Source organism: Isoptericola jiangsuensis, from assembly GCF_048320105.1.
In the GTDB taxonomy this organism is placed as follows: Bacteria; Actinomycetota; Actinomycetes; order Actinomycetales; family Cellulomonadaceae; genus Isoptericola; species Isoptericola jiangsuensis_A.
Map to the genome: position 1 here is coordinate 462,555 of NZ_CP182942.1, position 18,611 is coordinate 481,165.

Here is an 18,611-nt window from a genome sequence, read left to right on the forward strand (position 1 = left end):
CGACCGTCTCGCACCGGGCACGTCAGAGGTCGAGCAGACCGTCGTTGCCGGCTCGCAGGACGACGGCGGTGCGTCCCGGGACCTGCAGCACGCCCTCCGTCAGGACGGTGCGGTCCTGGTGCCACGCCGCCATCACACGCCACTCGGCCACCAGCGCACCGATGTGCTGGGACAGGTCGATCTCGCCGGGGGTCGGGTCGAGGCGCACGATCAGGACGGAGCGGCCGCGCCGGATGCCGAGCGCACCGTCGGTGGTGGTGACCTCGACGGGCTTGCTGAGGTCGGCGAGTGCTGCCGGGCGAAGTGCGAGCAGGGCGCGTGCCCAGCTGACCAGGCGCAGCGCGTCGGGGTCGGTGCCCGCTACCGGGACGTGCTCGGTGTCCAGCACGACCGGGGTGCCGGCCAGGAGCGCGCAGGCCAGCATCACGGCGCGGTCGTCGGCGCCCGCAAGCCGGACTCCGTCGGGGGAGGCGCTGTCGAAAGTGGCGCTGTCCGGGGAGGCGCCGTCCAGCGTGGCGGTGTCGGACCAGGGGACGGCGCGGGCCGCGGCGGGCAGGCGGGTGAGGTCCCCGACCAGGACGGGTGCCGTGCGCTGTGTGGCGCGGTAGGCGCGCCGCAGGTTCGCCGGTGCGCTGCGCGGAGGGGAACCCACCGGGCCCACCTCTTCTGCGAGGCGGCGGATCGGTCCGGTCGCGTCAAAGGTACGGTCCCCGAGCATGGTCGCCACCAGGGTGGTCAGGCGATCGCTCATCCCGACACCGTCGGTCAGCATGGTGCGCGGGCGGCCCGTGTCGAGGCCGACGGACTGCACGGCGTCCGCGAGCTCACCGAGGAACGGTGCCGCGGAGCGGTCGACCAGGGCGTCGATGTCGAGCAGCAGACCGTCGACGTGGAAGCTGGACATCCAGCGCACGGCGTCGGCCACGAGGAAGTCCCGTGGGCCTCTGCTCCCCGAACCGTCGAGATTGATGCGTGGTGCGTCCGAGCTCGTGCCGGAGCCCGACGGCGCTCCGATCCTCGACCCGGTCGCGTAGGGACCGAACGCGTGCAGGCCCAACGGGTCCGCCACCGCCCAGCGGTGGGGCAGGTCGAGCACCACCGCCAGGCCGTGGCGGTGTGCGGCGTCGACGAAGCGGTGCAGTGCTCCGGGGCCGCCGTAGGCGTCGTGGACGGCGAAGAGCCTCACCCCGGACTCGGGGCCGCTGCGCGGGTCGAACGCGGCGACGGGGGAGAGCTCGACACCGTCGACCCCCAGGGCGGCGACGGCGGGCAGGAGCCGGGCGGCCGCCTCCAAGGTTCCTTCCGGGGTGGCGCCGGGGACGTCGAGGTGCAGCAGCGCGGCCTGGGTGAGGTTGGCGCCGGGCCAGGCGTCGTCGTTCCAGGTGAACCGGTCGTCGAGCACTCGGCTGGGACCGTGCAGGCCGTGCGGGAGCAGGGTGCTGCACGGGTCGGGCAGGGGAGGGCCGCCGTCGATCGAGTAGGCGTAGTCGGTGCCGTAGGGCAGGGCGTCGTCGGCGCGCCAGTAGCCGGGCTCGTGCGCGCCGACCAGGCGCAGCTGGTGGCGGACGGCGGGTCCGTAGGGCTGGGGGAGCACTACCTCGACGGTGTGCGCACGGGGTGCCCAGACGAGGGGCTGGCGCCCTGGCCAGCATTCGCGCTGCCGGGGTGCCGGCGCCCGGTTCCCCGAGGCGAACCCTGCCTCGGCGGCTGGATCGGCGGCGGTCACGACCGACACCCTAGCCTGCGGGCGTCGCGCCGGCGCCGAGGCGCTCCTCGGCGTGCCGACCGAGCCCGTCGACGCGTGGCCGGGCGCTCGGTCCGGGGCGGCCTCGCGCCAGGCCACGGATGTCCGGCGGGTGACGGAGTTGTGACGACCTGGTTCCGGCGCAGAAAATAATGTGCCAAGCATGAGCACGCAGCACCAGTGGCTGGTACACCTGGAGGCATGATCACGGACAAGGAGGAGCCTGCCCCCACCGGGGCCCGGATGCTCCTCGACGAGTCGATCGCGTCGCAGGCTCGGATCGCGCCCCGACGTCGCTCGGCCACGGACAAGCACGGCGATCCGCGAACCGGGGGAGACGCCACCAAGGCGCCCACCTCGCTCTCCCAGACGGTGCTGAGGCCCATCGAGGGAGCATCGAGCGGGCACTCCTGGGACGACCCCGACGAGCTCTGAGCCGGCGGGCGATCGCTACCTCGGCAACCGGTCCTCGGCGACGGGGATCAGGCGAGGCATCCCCGCCGGGGCGACCGCACTGACCGCGAGGTAGCGGGCCTCGGCGCGGTGGAGCCTGATGTGCTCGTCGAGCGACCACTGCGGTCCGTTGGTGAGGACCATCCCGCAGGAGCAGTCGATCTCGACCAGCCCGCCGTCGAGGTGGCGGACGAGGCCGACGGTCACGTGGGAAGCGCGAGCGCGGATCTTGGCCTCGTGCATGGCCGCGGACACGGCCGGCGGGCTGTCGTGGGTCGAGGTCATCGTCCGAGAGCCTACCGGGGCGACGGTGCGGCCGGGCCTGCAGGCCGGAGCGGCTCGGTGCACAGTGCTCGGTGGCCATGCGAGGACCAGGAACGACGAAGGCCCCCGGGACTCCCGAGGGCCTTCTTGTGGTGGGCGATACTGGGATCGAACCAGTGACCTCTTCCGTGTCAGGGAAGCGCGCTACCGCTGCGCCAATCGCCCGTGGAGCGGATGACGAGACTCGAACTCGCGACATCCACCTTGGCAAGGTGGTGCTCTACCAACTGAGCTACATCCGCACGTCCGGAACTGATCGAGGATCGCTCCCCGTTCTCCGGCGCCTGTGGAACATTACTGGACGCACCCGGCGACGGTCCAATCGCGACAGGTGTGACCTGCGCCTCTACCGGTGACCTGCGCCTCTACCGGTGACCTGCGAGATCCTCGTCGTGGTCGTGGTCGTGGTCGTGGTTCGCTGCCTCGCGGGCGGCGATCCTGGCCCGCACCTCCGGTCGACGCAGCGGCGGGACGGTCGCCGGCGGGTTCCTGCGCTCGGGGAGCTCGTCGAGCAGCGCGGTCACGATCGCCGCGATCTCCGCGGCGGCACGTTCGCACGGCTCCCTCGTGGCGGGGGCGGCGTCGTAGGCGACACCGGTGACCTTCTTGACGAACTGGGCGGCAGCGGCGTCGATCTCTTCCGGCGTCGCCGCGGGCTCGAGGCCTCTTAGCGTGGTGATGTTGCGGCACATGCTTCGACGCTACGCCCGCTCCTGCGCGAACGCAGCAGGCCCGGACCGTTGCGGTCCGGGCCTGCTGCATGGTGGGCGATACTGGGATCGAACCAGTGACCTCTTCCGTGTCAGGGAAGCGCGCTACCGCTGCGCCAATCGCCCGAGGTGGGTACGGGATTCGAACCCGTGTATACGGCTTTGCAGGCCGCTGCCTCGCCTCTCGGCCAACCCACCACCTTGAGACGTGCTCGCCCGGAGCCTCGTTGTCGAGACGGCCGGGGAACGGGCCTCCGAGCGGATGACGAGACTCGAACTCGCGACATCCACCTTGGCAAGGTGGTGCTCTACCAACTGAGCTACATCCGCACTGCCGGACAGGGGCAAGCCTTGCCTCGTCCGGCGCGCGAGCAAAACACTAGTGGACCCATGTCGATTCCGTCCAATCGCCCCACGGCGTGGCGCGGGGCTTAGCGTTCTGCCCGTGCAGCACCTGACCTCCTGGGCCCGATTCGCCGGCCGGTACGCGTCCGACGTCGTCGAGTGCGTGGACCTGACCCACGCCCCCGAGCGTCTGGACGCCCCCGGGCCGTGGTTCGTCGTCGTGGAATTCGAGTCCCCGGGCCGCCAGGGCCGCGCGCGGGCCTGGCGGTTCGCCCAGGTCGGACCGGCGCCGTCCGGGCCCGAGGCCCAGGAGCGGTCATGGACCGGCCCGTCCGCCGCCTCCTGGACCAGCTCCATGGACCGCCCGGCCTACGAGGACGCGGTCGACCAGGTGCGCGACCACGTGCGCGCGGGAACCGTCTACCAGGTCAACGTGTGCCGCGTGCTGTCGGCACCGCTGCCCGTCGACGCCCATGGGCGCGAACCGGACGCTGCCGCACTCGCCGACCGACTCGCCGTCGGCAACCCGGCCCCCTACGCCGCCGCCGTCCACGTACCGGCCGGATGCGGCGTCGACCCCGTGTGGGTGGTCTCCGCCTCGCCCGAGCTGTACCTCGCCCTCGACGACGGCCGGCTCTCCTCGGGACCGATCAAGGGGACCGCCCGCACGCCGGCAGGACTCACGGTCAAGGACCGCGCCGAGAACGTCATGATCACCGACCTCGTGCGCAACGACCTGCAGCAGGTCTGCCGCCCCGGCACGGTAGAGGTCACGGACCTGCTGGCCGTCGAGGAGCACCCCGGCCTCGCCCACCTCGTCTCCCGCGTCCAGGGCGACCTCGCCCCCGAGATCGCCGGCGCTCCCGGCCGCTGGGGCGACCTGTTGAGGGCGACCTTTCCACCCGGATCCGTCTCCGGAGCGCCCAAGTCGTCGGCGCTGCGCATCATCGCCGACCTCGAGACCGCACCACGCGGCCCCTACTGCGGCGCGGTCGGCTGGGTGGACGGCGGCCGTGCGGAGCTCGCCGTGGGCATCCGAACCTTCTGGTGGGAGCGCGGGGACCACGACGACGGCGTCCTGCGGTTCGGGACGGGCGCCGGGATCACCTGGGGCTCCGACGCCGCCGCCGAGTGGCGTGAGACGGAGCTGAAGGCCGAGCGACTCGTCGGGCTCGCGTCCGGGGGACCCGGCCCCTCCGATCCGGCGCCCCGCCGGTAAGTCGCGCGTCACGCCCGGGCCCGCGCCGTCGGGCAGACTGAGGGCATGACACTGGTGATCTGGGCCGAAGGCCGTCTGGTCGGCTCCCACGAGGCCGCGCTGAGCGCGGTGGACCACGGCATCACGGTGGGCGACGGCGTGTTCGAGACGTGCACCGTGCTCGACGGGCAGGCATTCGCCCTCACCCGGCACCTGGCGCGGCTCGCGCGGTCCGCCCACGGCCTCGGGCTCGAGGCCCCGGACGAGCAGAAGGTGCGCGACGGCGTCTCCGCCGTGCTGGCAGCCGCCGAGTCGGGCGCAGGCCGCTTCGACGGGCGCCTGCGCATCACCGTGACCGCCGGTGTCGGTCCGCTCGGCTCCGGGAGGGTCCCGGGCGCGCAGACGGTCGTCGTCGCAGCGCAGGACGGAACCATGGCGCCCGAGTCGAGCTCGGCACGCTCCCCGTGGCCGCGCAACGAGCGCTCGCCGATCGTCGGGCTCAAGACGACGTCGTACGCCGAGAACGTCGTGGCGCTCGCCGACGCGAAGGCCAAGGGTGCCGACGAGTCCATCCTGCCCAACACCGTCGGCGCGCTGTGCGAGGGCACGGGCTCCAACGTGTTCGTCGAGCGTGGTGGCGAGCTGCTGACGCCGCCCCTGGAGTCCGGGTGCCTGGCGGGCATCACCAGGGCGCTCGCGGTGGAGTGGGGGGCCGAGGCAGGTCTGCCGGTGCGTGAGGCATCGATCGACGAGCTGCCCTTCTCCGTGCTGAACGAGGTCAGCGCCGGCACCGCGCAGCTCACCCTGACCTCGTCGGGTCGCAACGTCCAGCCCGTCACGGTTCTCGACGGTGTCCCTGTCGTTGCCGGAGAGGTCACCCTGGCGGTGCGCGAGGTCTTCGAGAGGCTCTGCCGCGAGCGTCTCGACCCCTGACCTGCGGTGTCGAGCACCCCGCACCTGACCCGGGCGGGTTCGCCCGGGCGAGTCCGGTTTGGACCTGCACCGGATCTGTGGCTACTATCGACCTCGCACTCGGGCGATTGGCGCAGGGGTAGCGCGCTTCGTTCACACCGAAGAGGTCACTGGTTCGATCCCAGTATCGCCCACCTCTGAAAGGCCTCCTGACCAGCAGAAATGCTGGATCAGGAGGCCTTTCGCCTTGCCGACTGAAGTGCTGCTGGCTTAACTGCTGGTCTATCTCCCGCCATCTGGGCGGGTGAGGGAGCGGGCCGCCGGGCGCGATGCGGGTGCGTGGTGCGGGGTAGTGAGCCCGTCACCGTTGTCTCGGTCGTCCTGAACCGGTTCTGACCTGGGTGAACGCCGCGCGGCCGATAGCCGCCGGCCGTCGTGTGCGACCGCGGCACCGAGCCGGGGGACGCCCTGGCGCGAATGCGCATGGCTGGCTGTGCCCGGTCCAGGTGTGGTGGGATGCGGAGATGGCGATCCTGCACCGCGCGACGCTCGTCCCGACCAAGATGGAGCTGCTGGCGGCCTGGTTGCCCGACCAGGACTGGTCCGACGGGTCGGCCGAGGCCCCCACCCCGGTCGCTGCCTACCGTTTCGACGACCCGGCTGGTCAGGTGGGGATCGAGTCGCACCTGGTCGAGGTGGGTGGCCGTACGTTCCACGTCCCGGTCACCTACCGCGGCGCGCCGCTGGACGGTGTCCAGACCGGCCTCGTGGGTACTCTCGAGCACTCGGTGCTCGGAACCCGGTGGGTGTATGACGCCGTCGTGGACCCCGTTTATCTCGCCGAGGTGGCTCGTGTGATCCGCGAGGCGGACACCCAGGTCGACCTCGTCGTCGAGACCCCGGCCGGCCCCGAGCGGCGGGAGCAGACGATGGGTGTGCGGGGAAGCGGTGGCACAGTGCCTGACCATGCACGTGTCGTCGTCGTGCGGAAGCCGTCGACGCCGGCGTCCGCCGGTGGCCCCGCTCTGACCGGCACCTGGCCGGGGCGCACCGTCGAGACGGTCCTCGTTCACCTCGCCTGACTCGGCGCCCATACCGGTTTGCCGGTCCGGCAAGACGATTCCCGCAACGGCGCTTCGATCCGTAGCGTGCACGCCATGGATGAGCGCACTGACCGAACCGTGGAACGCCACTGCGACGTGGCGGTGATCGGTGGCTCCGCGGCCGGCCTTGCCGCGGCGCTGCAGCTCGGCCGCCAGCGCCGCACGGTCGTCGTCGTGGACGACGGCACCCCGCGCAACGCGCCCGCCGCCCACATGCACGGCTATCTCGGCCACGAGGCCGCCCCGCCCTCGGAACTGGTCGCCGTCGGCCGCGAGGAGGTGCGCGGTTACGGCGGCGAGGTGCTCGACGGCCGCGTTGACGCCGTCGAACGGCGCGACGACGGGACGTTCGTCGTGCACCTCACCGGCGGCCACCGGATCGTCGCCCGTGCGGTCCTCGCCGCCACCGGAATCGCCGACGAGCTGCCGCCCGTCCCCGGACTGGCCGAGCGTTGGGGCGGTCAGGTGATCCACTGCCCGTTCTGCCACGGCTACGAGGTGCGCGACCAGGCGGTCGTGCAGATCGTGACCCACCCGGCAGGTCTGCACCCGACCGCGCTCCTGCGCCATCTCACCGACCGCCTCACCGTCGTGCTGCACGACGCCCGGGGCGTCGAGGAGTCCGCCGTGGCGCCGCTGGTCGCCGCGGGCGTGCCGGTCCTGCGGAGCCGGGTCGTGCGTGTCGTGGACGGTGCGGGGGGCAGCGCCGTCGGGGTGCAGCTCGACACCGGTGAGGTGCTGGCCGCCGACGCGGTGGTCGCCGGGCCCCGGTTCCGTGCCCGCGCCGAGGTGTTCGCCGGCGCCGGGCTGAGCCCGACCGCGCACGCCTCGGGTCTCGGCGACGTCGTCGAGGTCGACCCGACGGGCCGCACCGCGGTGCCGATGCTGTTCGCAGCGGGGAACATCACCGACCCGGGACAGCAGGTGCTGCCCGCCGCCGCGCACGGCAGCCGCGTCGGCGCCGTGATCGCGTTCGCGCTGGCCGACGAGGACCTGCGGGGAGCGCGACGTTCCGGGGCGCGGACCGACTGGGAGCAGCGGTACGACGCCGACCCGGTGTGGAGCGCGAACCCGAACGGGACGCTGATGGCGCAGGTCGGCGACCTGGCGCCCGGGCGTGCGCTGGACGTCGGTGCGGGGGAGGGAGCCGACGCGCTCTGGCTGGCCGAGCAGGGCTGGACGGTGACCGCCACCGACATCTCCGGCAACGCCCTGGCACGGGTGACGGCCGAGGCGGAGCGCCGCGGCCTGCCCGTCCGGTGCGCACGCACCGACGCCAGCGACCCGGCCGCGTTCGGCGGCGAGACGTACGACCTCGTTTCGCTGCAGTACGGCTCGTTCCACCGCACCCCCGACTCGCGAGGGGTGCGCAACCTGCTCGACGCCGTGGCCCCCGGCGGGACGCTTCTCGTCGTCGCGCACGACCAGACCCCCCTGGACGAGCCCGTCGACGTCGCGACGCAGAGCCGACCCTTCGACCCCGGCGCCTACGTGGGGGTGGACGAGATCGTCGTCGCGCTCGCCGGCGACGAGGACTGGCAGGTCGACGTGCACGAGACGCGACCGAGGCCGGCGGGCGCCGTCAGCGCCCACCACGTCCACGACGTCGTGCTCCGCGCGACCAGGTCCGCGGGCTGACGGCCCGCCTGGGCGCTCAGGCCGTCGGGCCGTCCTGGCGACCCCGGCGGGGCAGCGAGCTCGCGCCCGACGGGGGGACGGCGACGTCGAACGTCCGGGTCCGGTTCAACGGATCGGCGAACGCGTCGCCCCCGAGAGCCTGGACGACGTGAAAGAGCGGGCGCTGCGCCTCGAACTCGCGGGCGACAGCTTCGAAGATGGGGGTGTCGGACGTACGCACCGCACCATCTTGCGAGGTCGTCCCCGGCGTGTCCGACACGACACGTCGACCTTCACACTCGTCTCACAGGACGTCCGCGCACCTCCTCGGTGCGGCTCACAGCGGCTCGGTGCGGCTCAGGGCGACTCAGAACTGCTTGGGGAACGTCAGGACGACCACCGTGGCCACGACGAAGACGACAACCGCCGCGCCCAGCAGGCCACGGCGTGCCACCTGGTGGCCGAGCTTGGTGGACGTGCCGGCGAACAGGAGCACGATGGCGAACACGATGGACATCAGCACGTAGCGGTCGGAGTTCGCGTTCGACTCGATCGCCTTGTTCGACTGCTGCCCCGCCTCGACGAGGAGCGTGTCGGCGGTCTGGGTGGCGGCGAGCTGGTAGTCCGCCATGGCGAAGGGGGTCGTCCCGACCCCGGACCCGGCCGCGAAGGGTGCGGTGTCCAGCCAGGCCTCGAACGCCGGGACGAACTCCGGTCGGAAACGGTCCGCGAGGAAGGCGGGCTGGGATCCCGCGACGGGCTCCCAGCCGCCGTCGTCGGTCAGGCCGGAGTCGTTGCCGGTCCGCTCCGCCGACGCCACGGCGTCCACCCAGGAGGTGAACGCCGTCACGTCCATCGTCTGCTGGAGCCCTGCCTCGGTGGACGCACGGCTGGACTCGGTGCGCGCGGCGTTCGCCGCGCTGAAGCTGATGGCCTGCACGCCCGACCACTTGGCCGACTGGAAGGCGGACCACGCGGTGACGAGCGTCGCCAGCGCGAGCAGCACCGTGGCCAGCAGCTCGACCCGACGGCTCATCGTGCTCGCACCGTCCTCGGCGGATCCTTCTCGGGCCATGGCTTCCTCCTGTTGCGACCGTCCCACGACGACCTGATGATCGTGCCGGGTGACCAGGAGATTCGCTCGCGCGACGCGCCGTCGTCGTGCAGCGTCCCGGACATCACCCGGTCACGTCCGACGGAGAGGCAGGACATGAACATCGGCGCACCCGTCGAGCTCCTCATCGTGGAGTTCGGCGACAGTGAGTTCACCGGCGAGATCGTCGCCGAGCTGAGCCGCCTGCAGGAGGCAGGCACCATCAACGTCATCGACGCCCTCGCGGTCCGCAAGGACGCCGCCGGCGACATCGAGTGGTTCGAGGCGGTGGACGCCGGTGACGAGCTCGCTGACCTCGTCGGCGATCCGAGCGGCCTGCTCGCCGAGGACGACGTCGCGGCGATCGCCGACGACCTCGAGCCCGGCACCGCGGTCGGGATGCTCGTCTTCGAGCACACCTGGGCGGAGGGCCTCACCACGGCGATCCAGGGCAAGGGCGGACGTATCGTCGAGATGACCACCGTGCCGCCCGCCGCGGTCGCCGAGCTGGCGGCACTCATCGAGGAGGAGGCCTGAGATGCCCAGAAGGATGGGACGACCCGGACTGATCGGGACCATGGCGCGCACCGCCGTCGTCGCCGGGACGGCGAACGCCGTCACCCGTGGCATGAACAACCGGGCGGCCGGGCGCGCCGACCAGCAGGCCGCCGCCGACGCGTACGACGCCCAGCAGGCGCAGATCGCCCAGCAGCAGCAGATGCAGCAGCTCATGGCGCAGCAGCAGGCCCAGCTCGCCCAGCAGCAGTCCGCCCCGGTCGCGTCCGCCGGCGGGGACACGATGGCCCAGCTGCAGCAGCTCGGGGAGATGCGTTCGGCGGGCCTGCTCACGGACGCCGAGTTCGCGGCGGCCAAGGCTAAGATCCTCGGCTGAAGCACGACAGCCCACCGGGGCCCTCGCGCCGCGTGCGCGGGGGCCCCCGGTCCTGTCGGCGGTGGCCGGCGGATGCCCGGCCCGTGGCCCCGGCCACGGTGTCCGATGACGAGCCCGGTGACGAACTCGGTGAGAAGAAGGGGATGCCCGTGTCGGTGGACACCGTGACGATGCTGGCGGTCGTCGCAGGAGCGGCGGTGCTGGCACCGTTCGTCGTGGACCGGCTCGAACCGTGGATCCGCATCCCGTCGGTGGTCGTGGAGATCCTGCTCGGGATCCTCGTCGGGCCGGCCCTGCTCGCGCTCGTCCACCCCAACGAGGTGATCGACGCCCTCAGCGACCTCGGTCTGGCCTTCCTGATGTTCCTGGCCGGCTACGAGATCGAGTTCTCACGGATCCGCGGCGGTCCCCTGCGCAGCGCCACCTGGAGCTGGCTCGTCTCCCTGGTGCTCGGGCTCGCCGTGGGCCTGTGGATCGGCGGGCCGCACGCAGGACTCGTCATCGGGCTCGCCCTGACCACGACGGCGTTGGGCGTGATCCTGCCGATCGTGCGGGACGGCGGCCAGAGCGGCACCCCCTTCGGCGACCGGGTGCTCGCCGTCGGCACGGTGGGGGAGTTCGGGCCCATCCTCGCGATCGCCTTCATCCTCTCCGGCGACCGGCCCGCCCAGACCCTCGTCGTCCTGGTCGTCTTCGCGGCCCTCGCGCTGACCGGCGCCTGGCTCGCCCGCCAGCCCCGCCACCCGCGCCTCGGCCGACTCGTCACGGCCACGCTCGGCACGAGCTCGCAGGTCGCCGTGCGGTTGTGCGTCCTGGTCGTGATCGGCATGTTCGCCCTCGCGTCCGTGCTCGGCCTCGACCCGGTCCTGGGAGCGTTCACCGCCGGCATCCTCGTCCACCTCTTCCTGTCCTCGTCCGACCCCCTGGAGTCGCACGTCGTCGAGTCCCGCCTGGAGGGCATCGGGTTCGGCTTCCTCATCCCGATCTTCTTCGTCATGAGCGGGGTCACCCTCGACGTGCAGTCGTTGGTCGAGGACCCCGAGGTGCTGCTCACGGTGCCGCTGTACACGGTGCTGTTCCTGCTCGTGCGCGGCGTCCCCACCTTCCTGGCGCACCGCCGCGACCTCGGCAAGCGCGACGCCGCGGCGCTGGCCACGATGTCCGCGACCGGCCTGCCGCTCGTCGTGGTCGTCACCGCCGTCGGTGTCGACGCCGGCGTGCTCCCCGCAGCCAACGCCGCGGCGCTCGTCGCCGCCGGGATGCTCTCCGTGCTGGTGTTCCCGGTCAGCGCCGGCAAGCTGCGGCGCATGGCGAGCAATGGGGGACGAGCGCACCGTGAGCACCAGTCCCGTCCGTCCGAGCGCCCCGACGCGCTCTGAACAGCCTGGAGCAACCGTGACCGATCAGAGCGCACCCCCCGACGGTCCGCCGCCGCTGTCCGACGAGCAGCGCGTCGTCCGCGAGCGCGGGTACGCACGCCTGCTCCTGCTCGCCGCGGCGGCCGGCATCCCCGTCTCCCTCGTGGCGTTCGGGTTCCTCGCCCTCATGCACGCGATGGAGCACGCCGTCTGGAACCACCTGCCCGAGGCTCTCGGCATGGAGGTCGCCCCCTGGTGGTGGGCGCTGCCGTGGCTCGCGCTCGGCGGCCTGCTCGTCGGCACCGCGATCCGCTGGCTCCCCGGGCACGGCGGACACGTCCCCCTCGACGGGCTCGCCATCGGGCCCGTGGCCGCGAGCGCCGTGCCGGGCATCCTGCTCGCGGCGCTCGGCGGGCTCCCCCTGGGTGCGGTGCTCGGCCCGGAGGCGCCGCTGCTCGCTCTCGGCTCCGCCGTGGCGCTGATGGTGCTGCGCCCGCTCGCCCGGACGGACGACCCCACCGCGATCGCCCTCATCACCACCGCCGGTGCCGCCGCCGCCCTCTCGGCGATCTTCGGCAGCCCCGTGGTCGCCGCGATCTTCGTCGTCGAGGCCGCGGGGATCGCCGGACCTCGGCTCGCCCGGGTCATCCTGCCGTGCCTGCTGTCCTCGGGGGTGGGTGCCCTGGTGTTCACGGGCATGGGTGCGTGGACCGGTCTGGGCATCGCGTCGTTGGCGCTGCCCGACCTCGACGCCCCGGTGCGCCTGGACCTCGGTGACGTGCTGTGGTCGGTGCCCGTCTCGCTGGTGATCGCCGTCGGCGTGCGTCAGACCTTCCGCCTCGGGGAGCAGGCGAAGGTCCGGGCGTCGCGGCGGCCTTTCGAGTACGCGGTCCTCGGGGCGCTCGTGGTCGGGGTGTGCGCCAGCGCGTACGCGTTGACCACCGGCCGCTCGCCGCAGGAGGTCGCCCTGTCGGGTCAGGAGCTGCTGGCGCCGCTGGCCGCGGATCCTGCCGCCTGGTCCGTGCCCGTGCTGATCGCCCTGATCCTGCTCAAGGCCGTCGCCTACGGGGTCTCCCTCGGCACGCTGCGCGGTGGCGCGATCTTCCCCGCGGTGCTGCTGGGAGCGGCGACGGGCGCGCTGTTCTCCGGGCTTCCGGGGTTCGGGGCGGTGCCGGCGCTCGCGGTGGGGATGGCGGCCGCGACCGCGGCCGTCCTGCCGTTCCCCGTGTCCTCGGCCGTGCTGGTCGTGGTCCTGCTCGGCCCCAGCGCGCCGCAGATGGCGCCCGTCGTGCTCATCGCCGTCGTGGTGTCGTTCTTCGCGGAGCAGTACATCCTGCGTCCGCGGCGCGAGGCGCGCTCGGCCGGGTCCGCGACGTCGGCGTCGTCGGCCGCGTCGGGGGCCTGACGCCGCGCGGGCGGGTGCCGCCCGCTACTCCCCGACGGCTCCGTCCACCGCCTCGCGCAGCAGGTCGGCGTGCCCGTTGTGCCGGGCGTACTCCTCGATCATGTGCACGAGGATCCAGCGCAGCGAGAACAGGCCGTCGCCGTGCCGGCTCTCGCGCACGCCGAGCCGGTCGAGGCCGTCCCCGGCGGCGAGCGCCGCGTCCACGCGCGCGTCGGACGCCGCGACGGCGGCGTCGAACAGGTGGCGCAGCTCGTCGGCGGTGTCGGCGGAGGCCGAGCTCCACTCCCAGTCGCGGTCGGCGGACCAGTCGGCGTCGTCGAACGGCGGCAGCGGGTCGGCGCCGTCGAGGACCTCGGTGAACCAGTTCGACTCGACGTACGCCAGGTGCTTGAGCAGCCCGCCGAGCGTCATGGACGACGGCGCCAGGCGGGTCGAGAGCTGGGTGCTGTCGAGCCCGGAGGTCTTGCGACGCAGGGTGTCGCGGTGGTAGTCGAGGAATGCTCGCAGGGTGGTGATCTCGTCGCCGCGCAGCGGTGGCTCGACGCGGTGCGGCCACGGGGCGGGCCCGGGCGGTTCCTCGACCCGGAAGCCGTCTGAGTCGAGGGCGGCCCGCAGGCTCGCCGCGGTGGCGTCCGCGACGTGCGCGCCGGTGTCCACGAGGTGTCCGGACAGCTCGCCGAGGTCGTCGAACAGGGCGTGCACGGACCGCAGTGCCGCCTCGTCGCGCAGGTCGCCCGCCCCGTTGCGCGCGGCTGCGCGGGCCAGGACGACGTCCAGGGCGGGGCGCAGCACCACGTAGCGCAGGTCCCAGCCCTCGTGGAGGGCGGCGCGGCGGAAGGGGCGCAGGAGGGCGGCCCCGACGACGCCGTCGACCACCACGTCGTAGCCGCCCCGGGCCCAGGCGGTGACGGCCGCGACCACGGCGTCCACCACCACCGCGTTCTGGTGGGCTGAGCCCTCGAGGTAGGGCGGGACGAAGCCGGTGGCGACCGCGGAGTAGAAGGTGTCGGTCGTGAGGTTCACCGTGCGTCGCCGGGCGCCGGTGGCGAGCAGGGTGGCCACCGTGGACTTCCCGGCGCCGGAGGGGCCGGAGAGCACGACGACGCGGGGGCGGGGGGAGGGCATGGTCCGAGCGTAGCCGCGGCCCTGGGCCGTGTCCGGTGCTCCGTGGGGCGCGACGGGACCTCAGGTCGCGGCGAGCTCGACCGCGCGGGCGAGGACGTCGTCGAGCATCGCCGGGGTGAGCCGACCGGTGAACGTGTTCTGCTGCGACACGTGGTAGCAGCCGAGCAGCGTGAGGTCGCGTCGTCCGCCGGGGTGGGTCACGGCGACCTCGGTGCCGTGGGCGAACCGCGGCCGGGGCACCGGGACGGCCCATCCCTGGCCGCGCAGCGCTTCCAGCGTCGCCTGCCAGCCGAACGCCCCGAGCACCACCAGCACGCGGGCGGTGGGTGACACGAGGGCGAGCTCGTGGTCGAGGTAGGGCGCGCAGCGCCGACGTTCCGCGGGGGTGGGGCGGTTGTCCGGCGGGGCGCAGTGCACGGGCGAGGTGACGCGGACGCCGGTCAGGGTGAGGCCGTCGTCGACGTGGGACGAGGTGGCCTGGTCGGCGAGCCCGGCGCGGTGCAGCGCGGCGAAGAGGACGTCGCCGCTGCGGTCGCCGGTGAACATGCGACCGGTGCGGTTGGCTCCGTGCGCGGCCGGGGCGAGCCCGACGACGACGACCCGGGCCTGCGGGTCGCCGAACCCCGGCACGGGACGGGCCCAGTAGGTCTCGTCGCGGTACGCGGCGCGCTTGGTCGTGGCCACCTCCTCGCGCCAGGCGACGAGGCGGGGGCACGCCCGGCACGCCACGAGGTGCCGGTCGAGCCCGGGCAGGGACGTCGTGCCGCGCACCAGTGCGGGGTAGGTGTCGTCGTCCGGGTCGGGGAGGTCGCGCACGGTCCCATGCTCGTCGATCTTCGTCGTCCCCGCCGGTGCGGGGCGCTCGGACGCCGGGCCACGGCGAGCCCGGGGCAGACCTCGGCCCCGCTCCCGGGCGGGGGAGCGGGGCCGAGGAGTTGTGGTGGGCGGTCAGACGGTGGTGAGGTCCGCCGGTCGCCTGTCGTCGACCAGGTCGACGGGCGCCGGGTCGGCGCCGAGGCGACGCAGGGCCCAGCCGAAGAGGCCGAACAGGACTCCGAGGCCCATCACGAGCGCGCTGACGCCGTAGGCGACGACCGAGGTGAACAGCGAGGCCCGCAGGAACGAGGCGTTCATCGCGGTGGCGCGCAGCGGGTCGTCCTGGTCGAGCTCGGCGTAGGTCTTGCCGCCGGTCGCCTCGAGGGCGTGGTGGTCGATGATCTGCGCCTGGGCGTAGGCCGAGAACGGGCCGTCGACGGTGTCGCCCGCGAGGAACTCGGCGTCCTCCGAGACCGTGATGTGCTGCGCCTCGAGCTGCGAGCTGACCGTGACCCAGGTGGTGGCCCCGGCCAGGATCATCACGACGCCGGCGACGATCCCGACGAGTCCGACGATGCGGGCGGTTCGACTGCCGGTGCGGGCTGTGCTGGTCATGGTCTTTCCCCTCCGATGGTCCGGTCTCCGGTAGGTGGCCGGGGTGTGCGGCGCCCGGTCCGGCGCCTGTCTCTATGGTAAGACCACATGGCCTGACCTGCGAGGGGGCGTGCTAGTGAAACCCTTCACAAGATTTCCCCGGGCAACTCGCGCCCGACAGGGCGCTCGGCGCCGACGACCACGTCGTCGCCACGCCCGGCGGATCGGTACGATCGAGGCGCGTCGCCTGCCGGGCGACGCCCCGCGGCGACGCCCGACGTCGTCGCACCACCCGTACCGCCGAACGAGGAGCACCACCGTGTCCGACGCCGTTTCGTCGCCTTCCCCCGCAACCACGACCGCGGTGACGGTGGAGACCACGACGACGGGGACCGAGCTCTTCGCGGACCGCCGCGACGTCGTCGTGATGCGCGTCGCGGGCGAGCTGCTCGACCTGTCCCGGGAGCTGGCCGCCGGGACCGTCGTCGAACCCGTGACGATCGACTCGCCCGATGGGCTCGCCGTCCTGCGCCACAGCGCCGCGCACGTCCTGGCCCAGGCCGTGCAGCAGGTCAACCCCGCCGCGAAGCTCGGCATCGGGCCGCCCGTCAAGGACGGCTTCTACTACGACTTCGACGTCGACACGCCGTTCACCCCCGAGGACCTCAAGGCGCTCGACAAGGCCATGCAGCGCATCGTCCGCGAGGACCAGACGTTCCGCCGCCGGGTCGTGACCGAGGACGAGGCGCGCGCCGAGCTCGCCGCCGAGCCCTACAAGCTCGAGCTCATCGGGCTGAAGGGCGGCGCGTCGGAGGAGGACGGCAGCTCGGTGGAGGTCGGCGGGGGAGAGCTGACGATCTACGACAACGTCCGCGGCGCCGGGCGCGAGAGCGAGACGGTGGCCTGGAAGGACCTGTGCCGGGGCCCGCACCTGCCCTCCACCAGGCTCATCGGCAACGGCGTGCAGCTCATGCGCTCGGCGGCCGCCTACTGGCGCGGCTCGGAGAAGAACCCCCAGCTGCAGCGCGTCTACGGCACCGCCTGGCCCAGCAAGGACGAGCTGAAGGCCTACCTGGAGCGCCTCGCCGAGGCCGAGCGTCGCGACCACCGCCGCATCGGCGCCGAGATGGACCTGTTCTCCTTCCGCGACGAGGTCGGCTCGGCCCTGCCCCTCTTCCACCCCAAGGGCGGCGTGATCAAGCGGGTCATGGAGGACTACGTCCGCCGGCGCCACATCGAGGAGGGCTTCTCCTACGTCGGCACCCCGCACATCACCAAGGAAGACCTCTTCTACACCTCGGGTCACCTGCCGTACTACGCCGACACCATGTTCCCGGCGCTCGACCTGGAGGACGTCGGCGACCACGGGCGCTACCGCCTCAAGGCGATGAACTGCCCGATGCACAACCTGATCTTCTCCAGCCGCGGGCGCTCCTACCGCGAGCTGCCGATCCGGCTCTTCGAGTTCGGCACGGTGTACCGGTACGAGAAGTCGGGCGTCGTCCAGGGCCTGACCCGGGTGCGCGGCCTCACCCAGGACGACTCGCACTCCTACGTCACGCCCGAGCAGGCGCCCGACGAGGTCAAGCACCTGCTGAACTTCATGCTGTCGGTGCTCACCGACTTCGGCCTCGACGACTTCTACCTCGAGCTGTCCACGCGGGACGACTCCAAGCCCGACAAGTTCGTCGGCACCGACGAGGACTGGGCCAAGGCCACCGCCGTCCTGGAGCAGGTCGCCGTGGAGTCCGGCCTGGAGCTCGTCGCCGACCCGGGCGGTGCCGCCTTCTACGGGCCCAAGATCTCCGTCCAGGCCAAGGACGCGATCGGCCGCACCTGGCAGATGGGCACCGTGCAGTACGACTTCAACCAGCCGAAGGGGTTCGGCCTGGAGTACACGGCGGCGGACGGCACCAAGCAGCAGCCGGTGATGATCCACTCGGCCAAGTTCGGGTCCATCGAGCGGTTCATGGGTGTGCTCATCGAGCACTACGCCGGGCTCTTCCCGGCCTGGCTGGCACCCGTCCAGGTGCTCGCCGTGCCCGTGGCCGAGGCCTTCGACGACTACCTCAAGGACGTCGTCGCGCAGCTCAAGGCCCGCGGGATCCGCGCCGAGCTGGACCTGTCCGACGACCGCTTCGCCAAGAAGATCCGCAACGCCTCCAAGGAGAAGGTGCCGTTCGTGCTCATCGCGGGAGGCGAGGACGCCGAGGCGGGCGCCGTGTCGTTCCGCTTCCGTGACGGCAGCCAGGAGAACGGCGTGCCCGTGGCCGACGCGATCGAGCGCATCGTGACCGCCGTGCACGACCGCGTGCAGGTCTGAGCCGATGACGCCGCCCGACGACCCGCAGGACGTGCCCGCGACCGACTTCGGCCCGCCCGAGGACGACCTGCAGCGCCTGTGGACGCCGCACCGCATGGTGTACATCGGCGGTGAGGACAAGCCTGCCGACGCCACCGCGAAGGCGTGCCCGTTCTGCCGCATCCCGCGCGGCGACGACGAGGACGGCCTCGTCGTCGCCCGCGGCGAGGTCTGCTTCGCGCTGCTGAACCTGTACCCGTACAACGGGGGGCACCTGATGGTGCTGCCCTACCGGCACGTGTCCGACTACACCGACCTCACCGACGCCGAGATCCACGAGCTCGCGGCCATGACGCAGACGGCGATGCGCGTGCTGCGCCAGGTCTACTCGCCCGCCGGGTTCAACCTCGGCATGAACCAGGGCGAGGTCGCCGGCGCCGGCATCGCCGCCCACCTGCACCAGCACGTCGTGCCCCGCTGGCTCGGCGACGCCAACTTCCTGCCCGTCGTCGGGCGGACCAAGGCGCTGCCCGAGCTCCTCGCCGACACCCGCGAGCGCCTCGCTGCGGCGTGGCCCGCCGTCTGAGGCGCTGCGGGCGCTAGCCTGGCCTCGCCGGCCC

General features: G+C 72.8%; 19 protein-coding genes and 6 tRNA genes. 12 read left to right on the top strand and 13 right to left on the bottom strand.

Annotation, left to right across the window (positions count from 1 at the left end; all coding sequences use genetic code 11):
• Nucleotides 1–22: 22 nt before the first annotated feature.
• The gene (locus ACNHYB_RS02125; protein ID WP_418276724.1) at nt 23–1,594 is read right to left on the bottom strand and encodes a hypothetical protein; all 1,572 of its coding nucleotides are present in this window, start codon (nt 1,592–1,594) and stop codon (nt 23–25) included.
• A gap of 351 nt (nt 1,595–1,945) precedes the next feature.
• On the opposite strand from ACNHYB_RS02125, the gene ACNHYB_RS02130 reads away from it, so the two are divergent.
• Nucleotides 1,946–2,179 (top strand): hypothetical protein, encoded by a 234-nt coding sequence (locus tag ACNHYB_RS02130; protein WP_418276725.1) that lies wholly within the window; start codon nt 1,946–1,948, stop codon nt 2,177–2,179.
• 15 nt (nt 2,180–2,194) lie between these two features.
• On the opposite strand, the gene ACNHYB_RS02135 is transcribed toward ACNHYB_RS02130, so the two are convergent.
• The 7 genes from ACNHYB_RS02135 to ACNHYB_RS02165 form a co-directional block, all read right to left on the bottom strand.
• A complete protein-coding gene (locus tag ACNHYB_RS02135; protein WP_418276726.1) occupies nt 2,195–2,482 on the bottom strand; it encodes a hypothetical protein in 288 nt (95 codons plus the stop codon).
• Between the two features lie 129 nt (nt 2,483–2,611).
• Nucleotides 2,612–2,686, bottom strand: a tRNA-Val gene (locus ACNHYB_RS02140).
• 1 nt (nt 2,687) lies between these two features.
• Nucleotides 2,688–2,763 (bottom strand) — tRNA-Gly (locus ACNHYB_RS02145).
• 123 nt (nt 2,764–2,886) lie between these two features.
• Entirely contained in the window at nt 2,887–3,213 is a 327-nt protein-coding gene (locus ACNHYB_RS02150; RefSeq protein WP_418276727.1) for a DUF2277 domain-containing protein, read from the bottom strand.
• A gap of 69 nt (nt 3,214–3,282) precedes the next feature.
• Nucleotides 3,283–3,357, bottom strand: a tRNA-Val gene (locus ACNHYB_RS02155).
• Nucleotide 3,358: 1 nt separating this feature from the next.
• Nucleotides 3,359–3,429 (bottom strand) — tRNA-Cys (locus ACNHYB_RS02160).
• Between the two features lie 59 nt (nt 3,430–3,488).
• Nucleotides 3,489–3,561: transfer RNA gene (locus tag ACNHYB_RS02165), tRNA-Gly, on the bottom strand.
• Nucleotides 3,562–3,676: 115 nt separating this feature from the next.
• On the opposite strand from ACNHYB_RS02165, the gene ACNHYB_RS02170 reads away from it, so the two are divergent.
• From ACNHYB_RS02170 to ACNHYB_RS02190, 5 genes are all read left to right on the top strand, one after another.
• Nucleotides 3,677–4,795, top strand: coding sequence for a chorismate-binding protein (locus ACNHYB_RS02170; RefSeq protein WP_418276728.1), 1,119 nt, complete (start codon nt 3,677–3,679; stop codon nt 4,793–4,795).
• A gap of 45 nt (nt 4,796–4,840) precedes the next feature.
• Nucleotides 4,841–5,707 (top strand): aminotransferase class IV, encoded by an 867-nt coding sequence (locus ACNHYB_RS02175; protein ID WP_418276729.1) that lies wholly within the window; start codon nt 4,841–4,843, stop codon nt 5,705–5,707.
• Nucleotides 5,708–5,808: 101 nt separating this feature from the next.
• Nucleotides 5,809–5,880 (top strand) — tRNA-Val (locus ACNHYB_RS02180).
• Between the two features lie 330 nt (nt 5,881–6,210).
• Nucleotides 6,211–6,768, top strand: a complete 558-nt coding sequence (locus ACNHYB_RS02185; protein ID WP_418276730.1) for a CG0192-related protein — start codon at nt 6,211–6,213, stop codon at nt 6,766–6,768.
• Between the two features lie 75 nt (nt 6,769–6,843).
• Nucleotides 6,844–8,427, top strand: coding sequence for an FAD-dependent oxidoreductase (locus ACNHYB_RS02190; protein WP_418276731.1), 1,584 nt, complete (start codon nt 6,844–6,846; stop codon nt 8,425–8,427).
• Nucleotides 8,428–8,443: 16 nt separating this feature from the next.
• Here the strand turns inward: ACNHYB_RS02190 and ACNHYB_RS02195 are convergent, their stop codons facing one another.
• Together ACNHYB_RS02195 and ACNHYB_RS02200 are read right to left on the bottom strand one after the other, a co-directional pair.
• Complete coding sequence (locus ACNHYB_RS02195; protein WP_418276732.1) at nt 8,444–8,647, bottom strand: hypothetical protein; 204 nt, start codon at nt 8,645–8,647, stop codon at nt 8,444–8,446.
• 126 nt (nt 8,648–8,773) lie between these two features.
• Nucleotides 8,774–9,481 carry a hypothetical protein gene (locus ACNHYB_RS02200; protein ID WP_418276733.1) on the bottom strand — a complete coding sequence of 236 codons (708 nt, stop codon included), beginning with the start codon at nt 9,479–9,481 and terminating at the stop codon, nt 8,774–8,776.
• Nucleotides 9,482–9,517: 36 nt separating this feature from the next.
• On the opposite strand from ACNHYB_RS02200, the gene ACNHYB_RS02205 reads away from it, so the two are divergent.
• The 4 genes from ACNHYB_RS02205 to ACNHYB_RS02220 all read left to right on the top strand — a co-directional run bounded on the left by ACNHYB_RS02205 (nt 9,518) and on the right by ACNHYB_RS02220 (nt 13,154).
• The gene (locus tag ACNHYB_RS02205; protein ID WP_418276734.1) at nt 9,518–10,036 is read left to right on the top strand and encodes a hypothetical protein; all 519 of its coding nucleotides are present in this window, start codon (nt 9,518–9,520) and stop codon (nt 10,034–10,036) included.
• Between the two features lie 13 nt (nt 10,037–10,049).
• Nucleotides 10,050–10,391, top strand: a complete 342-nt coding sequence (locus ACNHYB_RS02210) for an SHOCT domain-containing protein (RefSeq protein WP_418276735.1) — start codon at nt 10,050–10,052, stop codon at nt 10,389–10,391.
• A 143-nt stretch (nt 10,392–10,534) separates the two neighbouring features.
• On the top strand, nt 10,535–11,770 hold the full coding sequence (locus ACNHYB_RS02215) for a cation:proton antiporter (protein WP_418276736.1): 1,236 nt from the start codon (nt 10,535–10,537) through the stop codon (nt 11,768–11,770).
• Nucleotides 11,771–11,786: 16 nt separating this feature from the next.
• The gene (locus tag ACNHYB_RS02220) at nt 11,787–13,154 is read left to right on the top strand and encodes a chloride channel protein (protein WP_418276737.1); all 1,368 of its coding nucleotides are present in this window, start codon (nt 11,787–11,789) and stop codon (nt 13,152–13,154) included.
• Nucleotides 13,155–13,178: 24 nt separating this feature from the next.
• Here the strand turns inward: ACNHYB_RS02220 and ACNHYB_RS02225 are convergent, their stop codons facing one another.
• From ACNHYB_RS02225 to ACNHYB_RS02235, 3 genes are all read right to left on the bottom strand, one after another.
• The gene (locus ACNHYB_RS02225; protein ID WP_418276738.1) at nt 13,179–14,279 is read right to left on the bottom strand and encodes a DUF664 domain-containing protein; all 1,101 of its coding nucleotides are present in this window, start codon (nt 14,277–14,279) and stop codon (nt 13,179–13,181) included.
• 60 nt (nt 14,280–14,339) lie between these two features.
• Complete coding sequence (locus ACNHYB_RS02230) at nt 14,340–15,095, bottom strand: uracil-DNA glycosylase (protein WP_418276739.1); 756 nt, start codon at nt 15,093–15,095, stop codon at nt 14,340–14,342.
• A gap of 132 nt (nt 15,096–15,227) precedes the next feature.
• The gene (locus ACNHYB_RS02235) at nt 15,228–15,710 is read right to left on the bottom strand and encodes an aromatic ring-opening dioxygenase LigA (protein ID WP_418276740.1); all 483 of its coding nucleotides are present in this window, start codon (nt 15,708–15,710) and stop codon (nt 15,228–15,230) included.
• A gap of 343 nt (nt 15,711–16,053) precedes the next feature.
• On the opposite strand from ACNHYB_RS02235, the gene thrS reads away from it, so the two are divergent.
• Together thrS and ACNHYB_RS02245 are read left to right on the top strand one after the other, a co-directional pair.
• On the top strand, nt 16,054–18,012 hold the full coding sequence (thrS, locus tag ACNHYB_RS02240) for a threonine--tRNA ligase (protein ID WP_418276741.1): 1,959 nt from the start codon (nt 16,054–16,056) through the stop codon (nt 18,010–18,012).
• 4 nt (nt 18,013–18,016) lie between these two features.
• On the top strand, nt 18,017–18,577 hold the full coding sequence (locus ACNHYB_RS02245) for an HIT family protein (RefSeq protein ID WP_418276742.1): 561 nt from the start codon (nt 18,017–18,019) through the stop codon (nt 18,575–18,577).
• Nucleotides 18,578–18,611 lie beyond the last annotated feature (34 nt).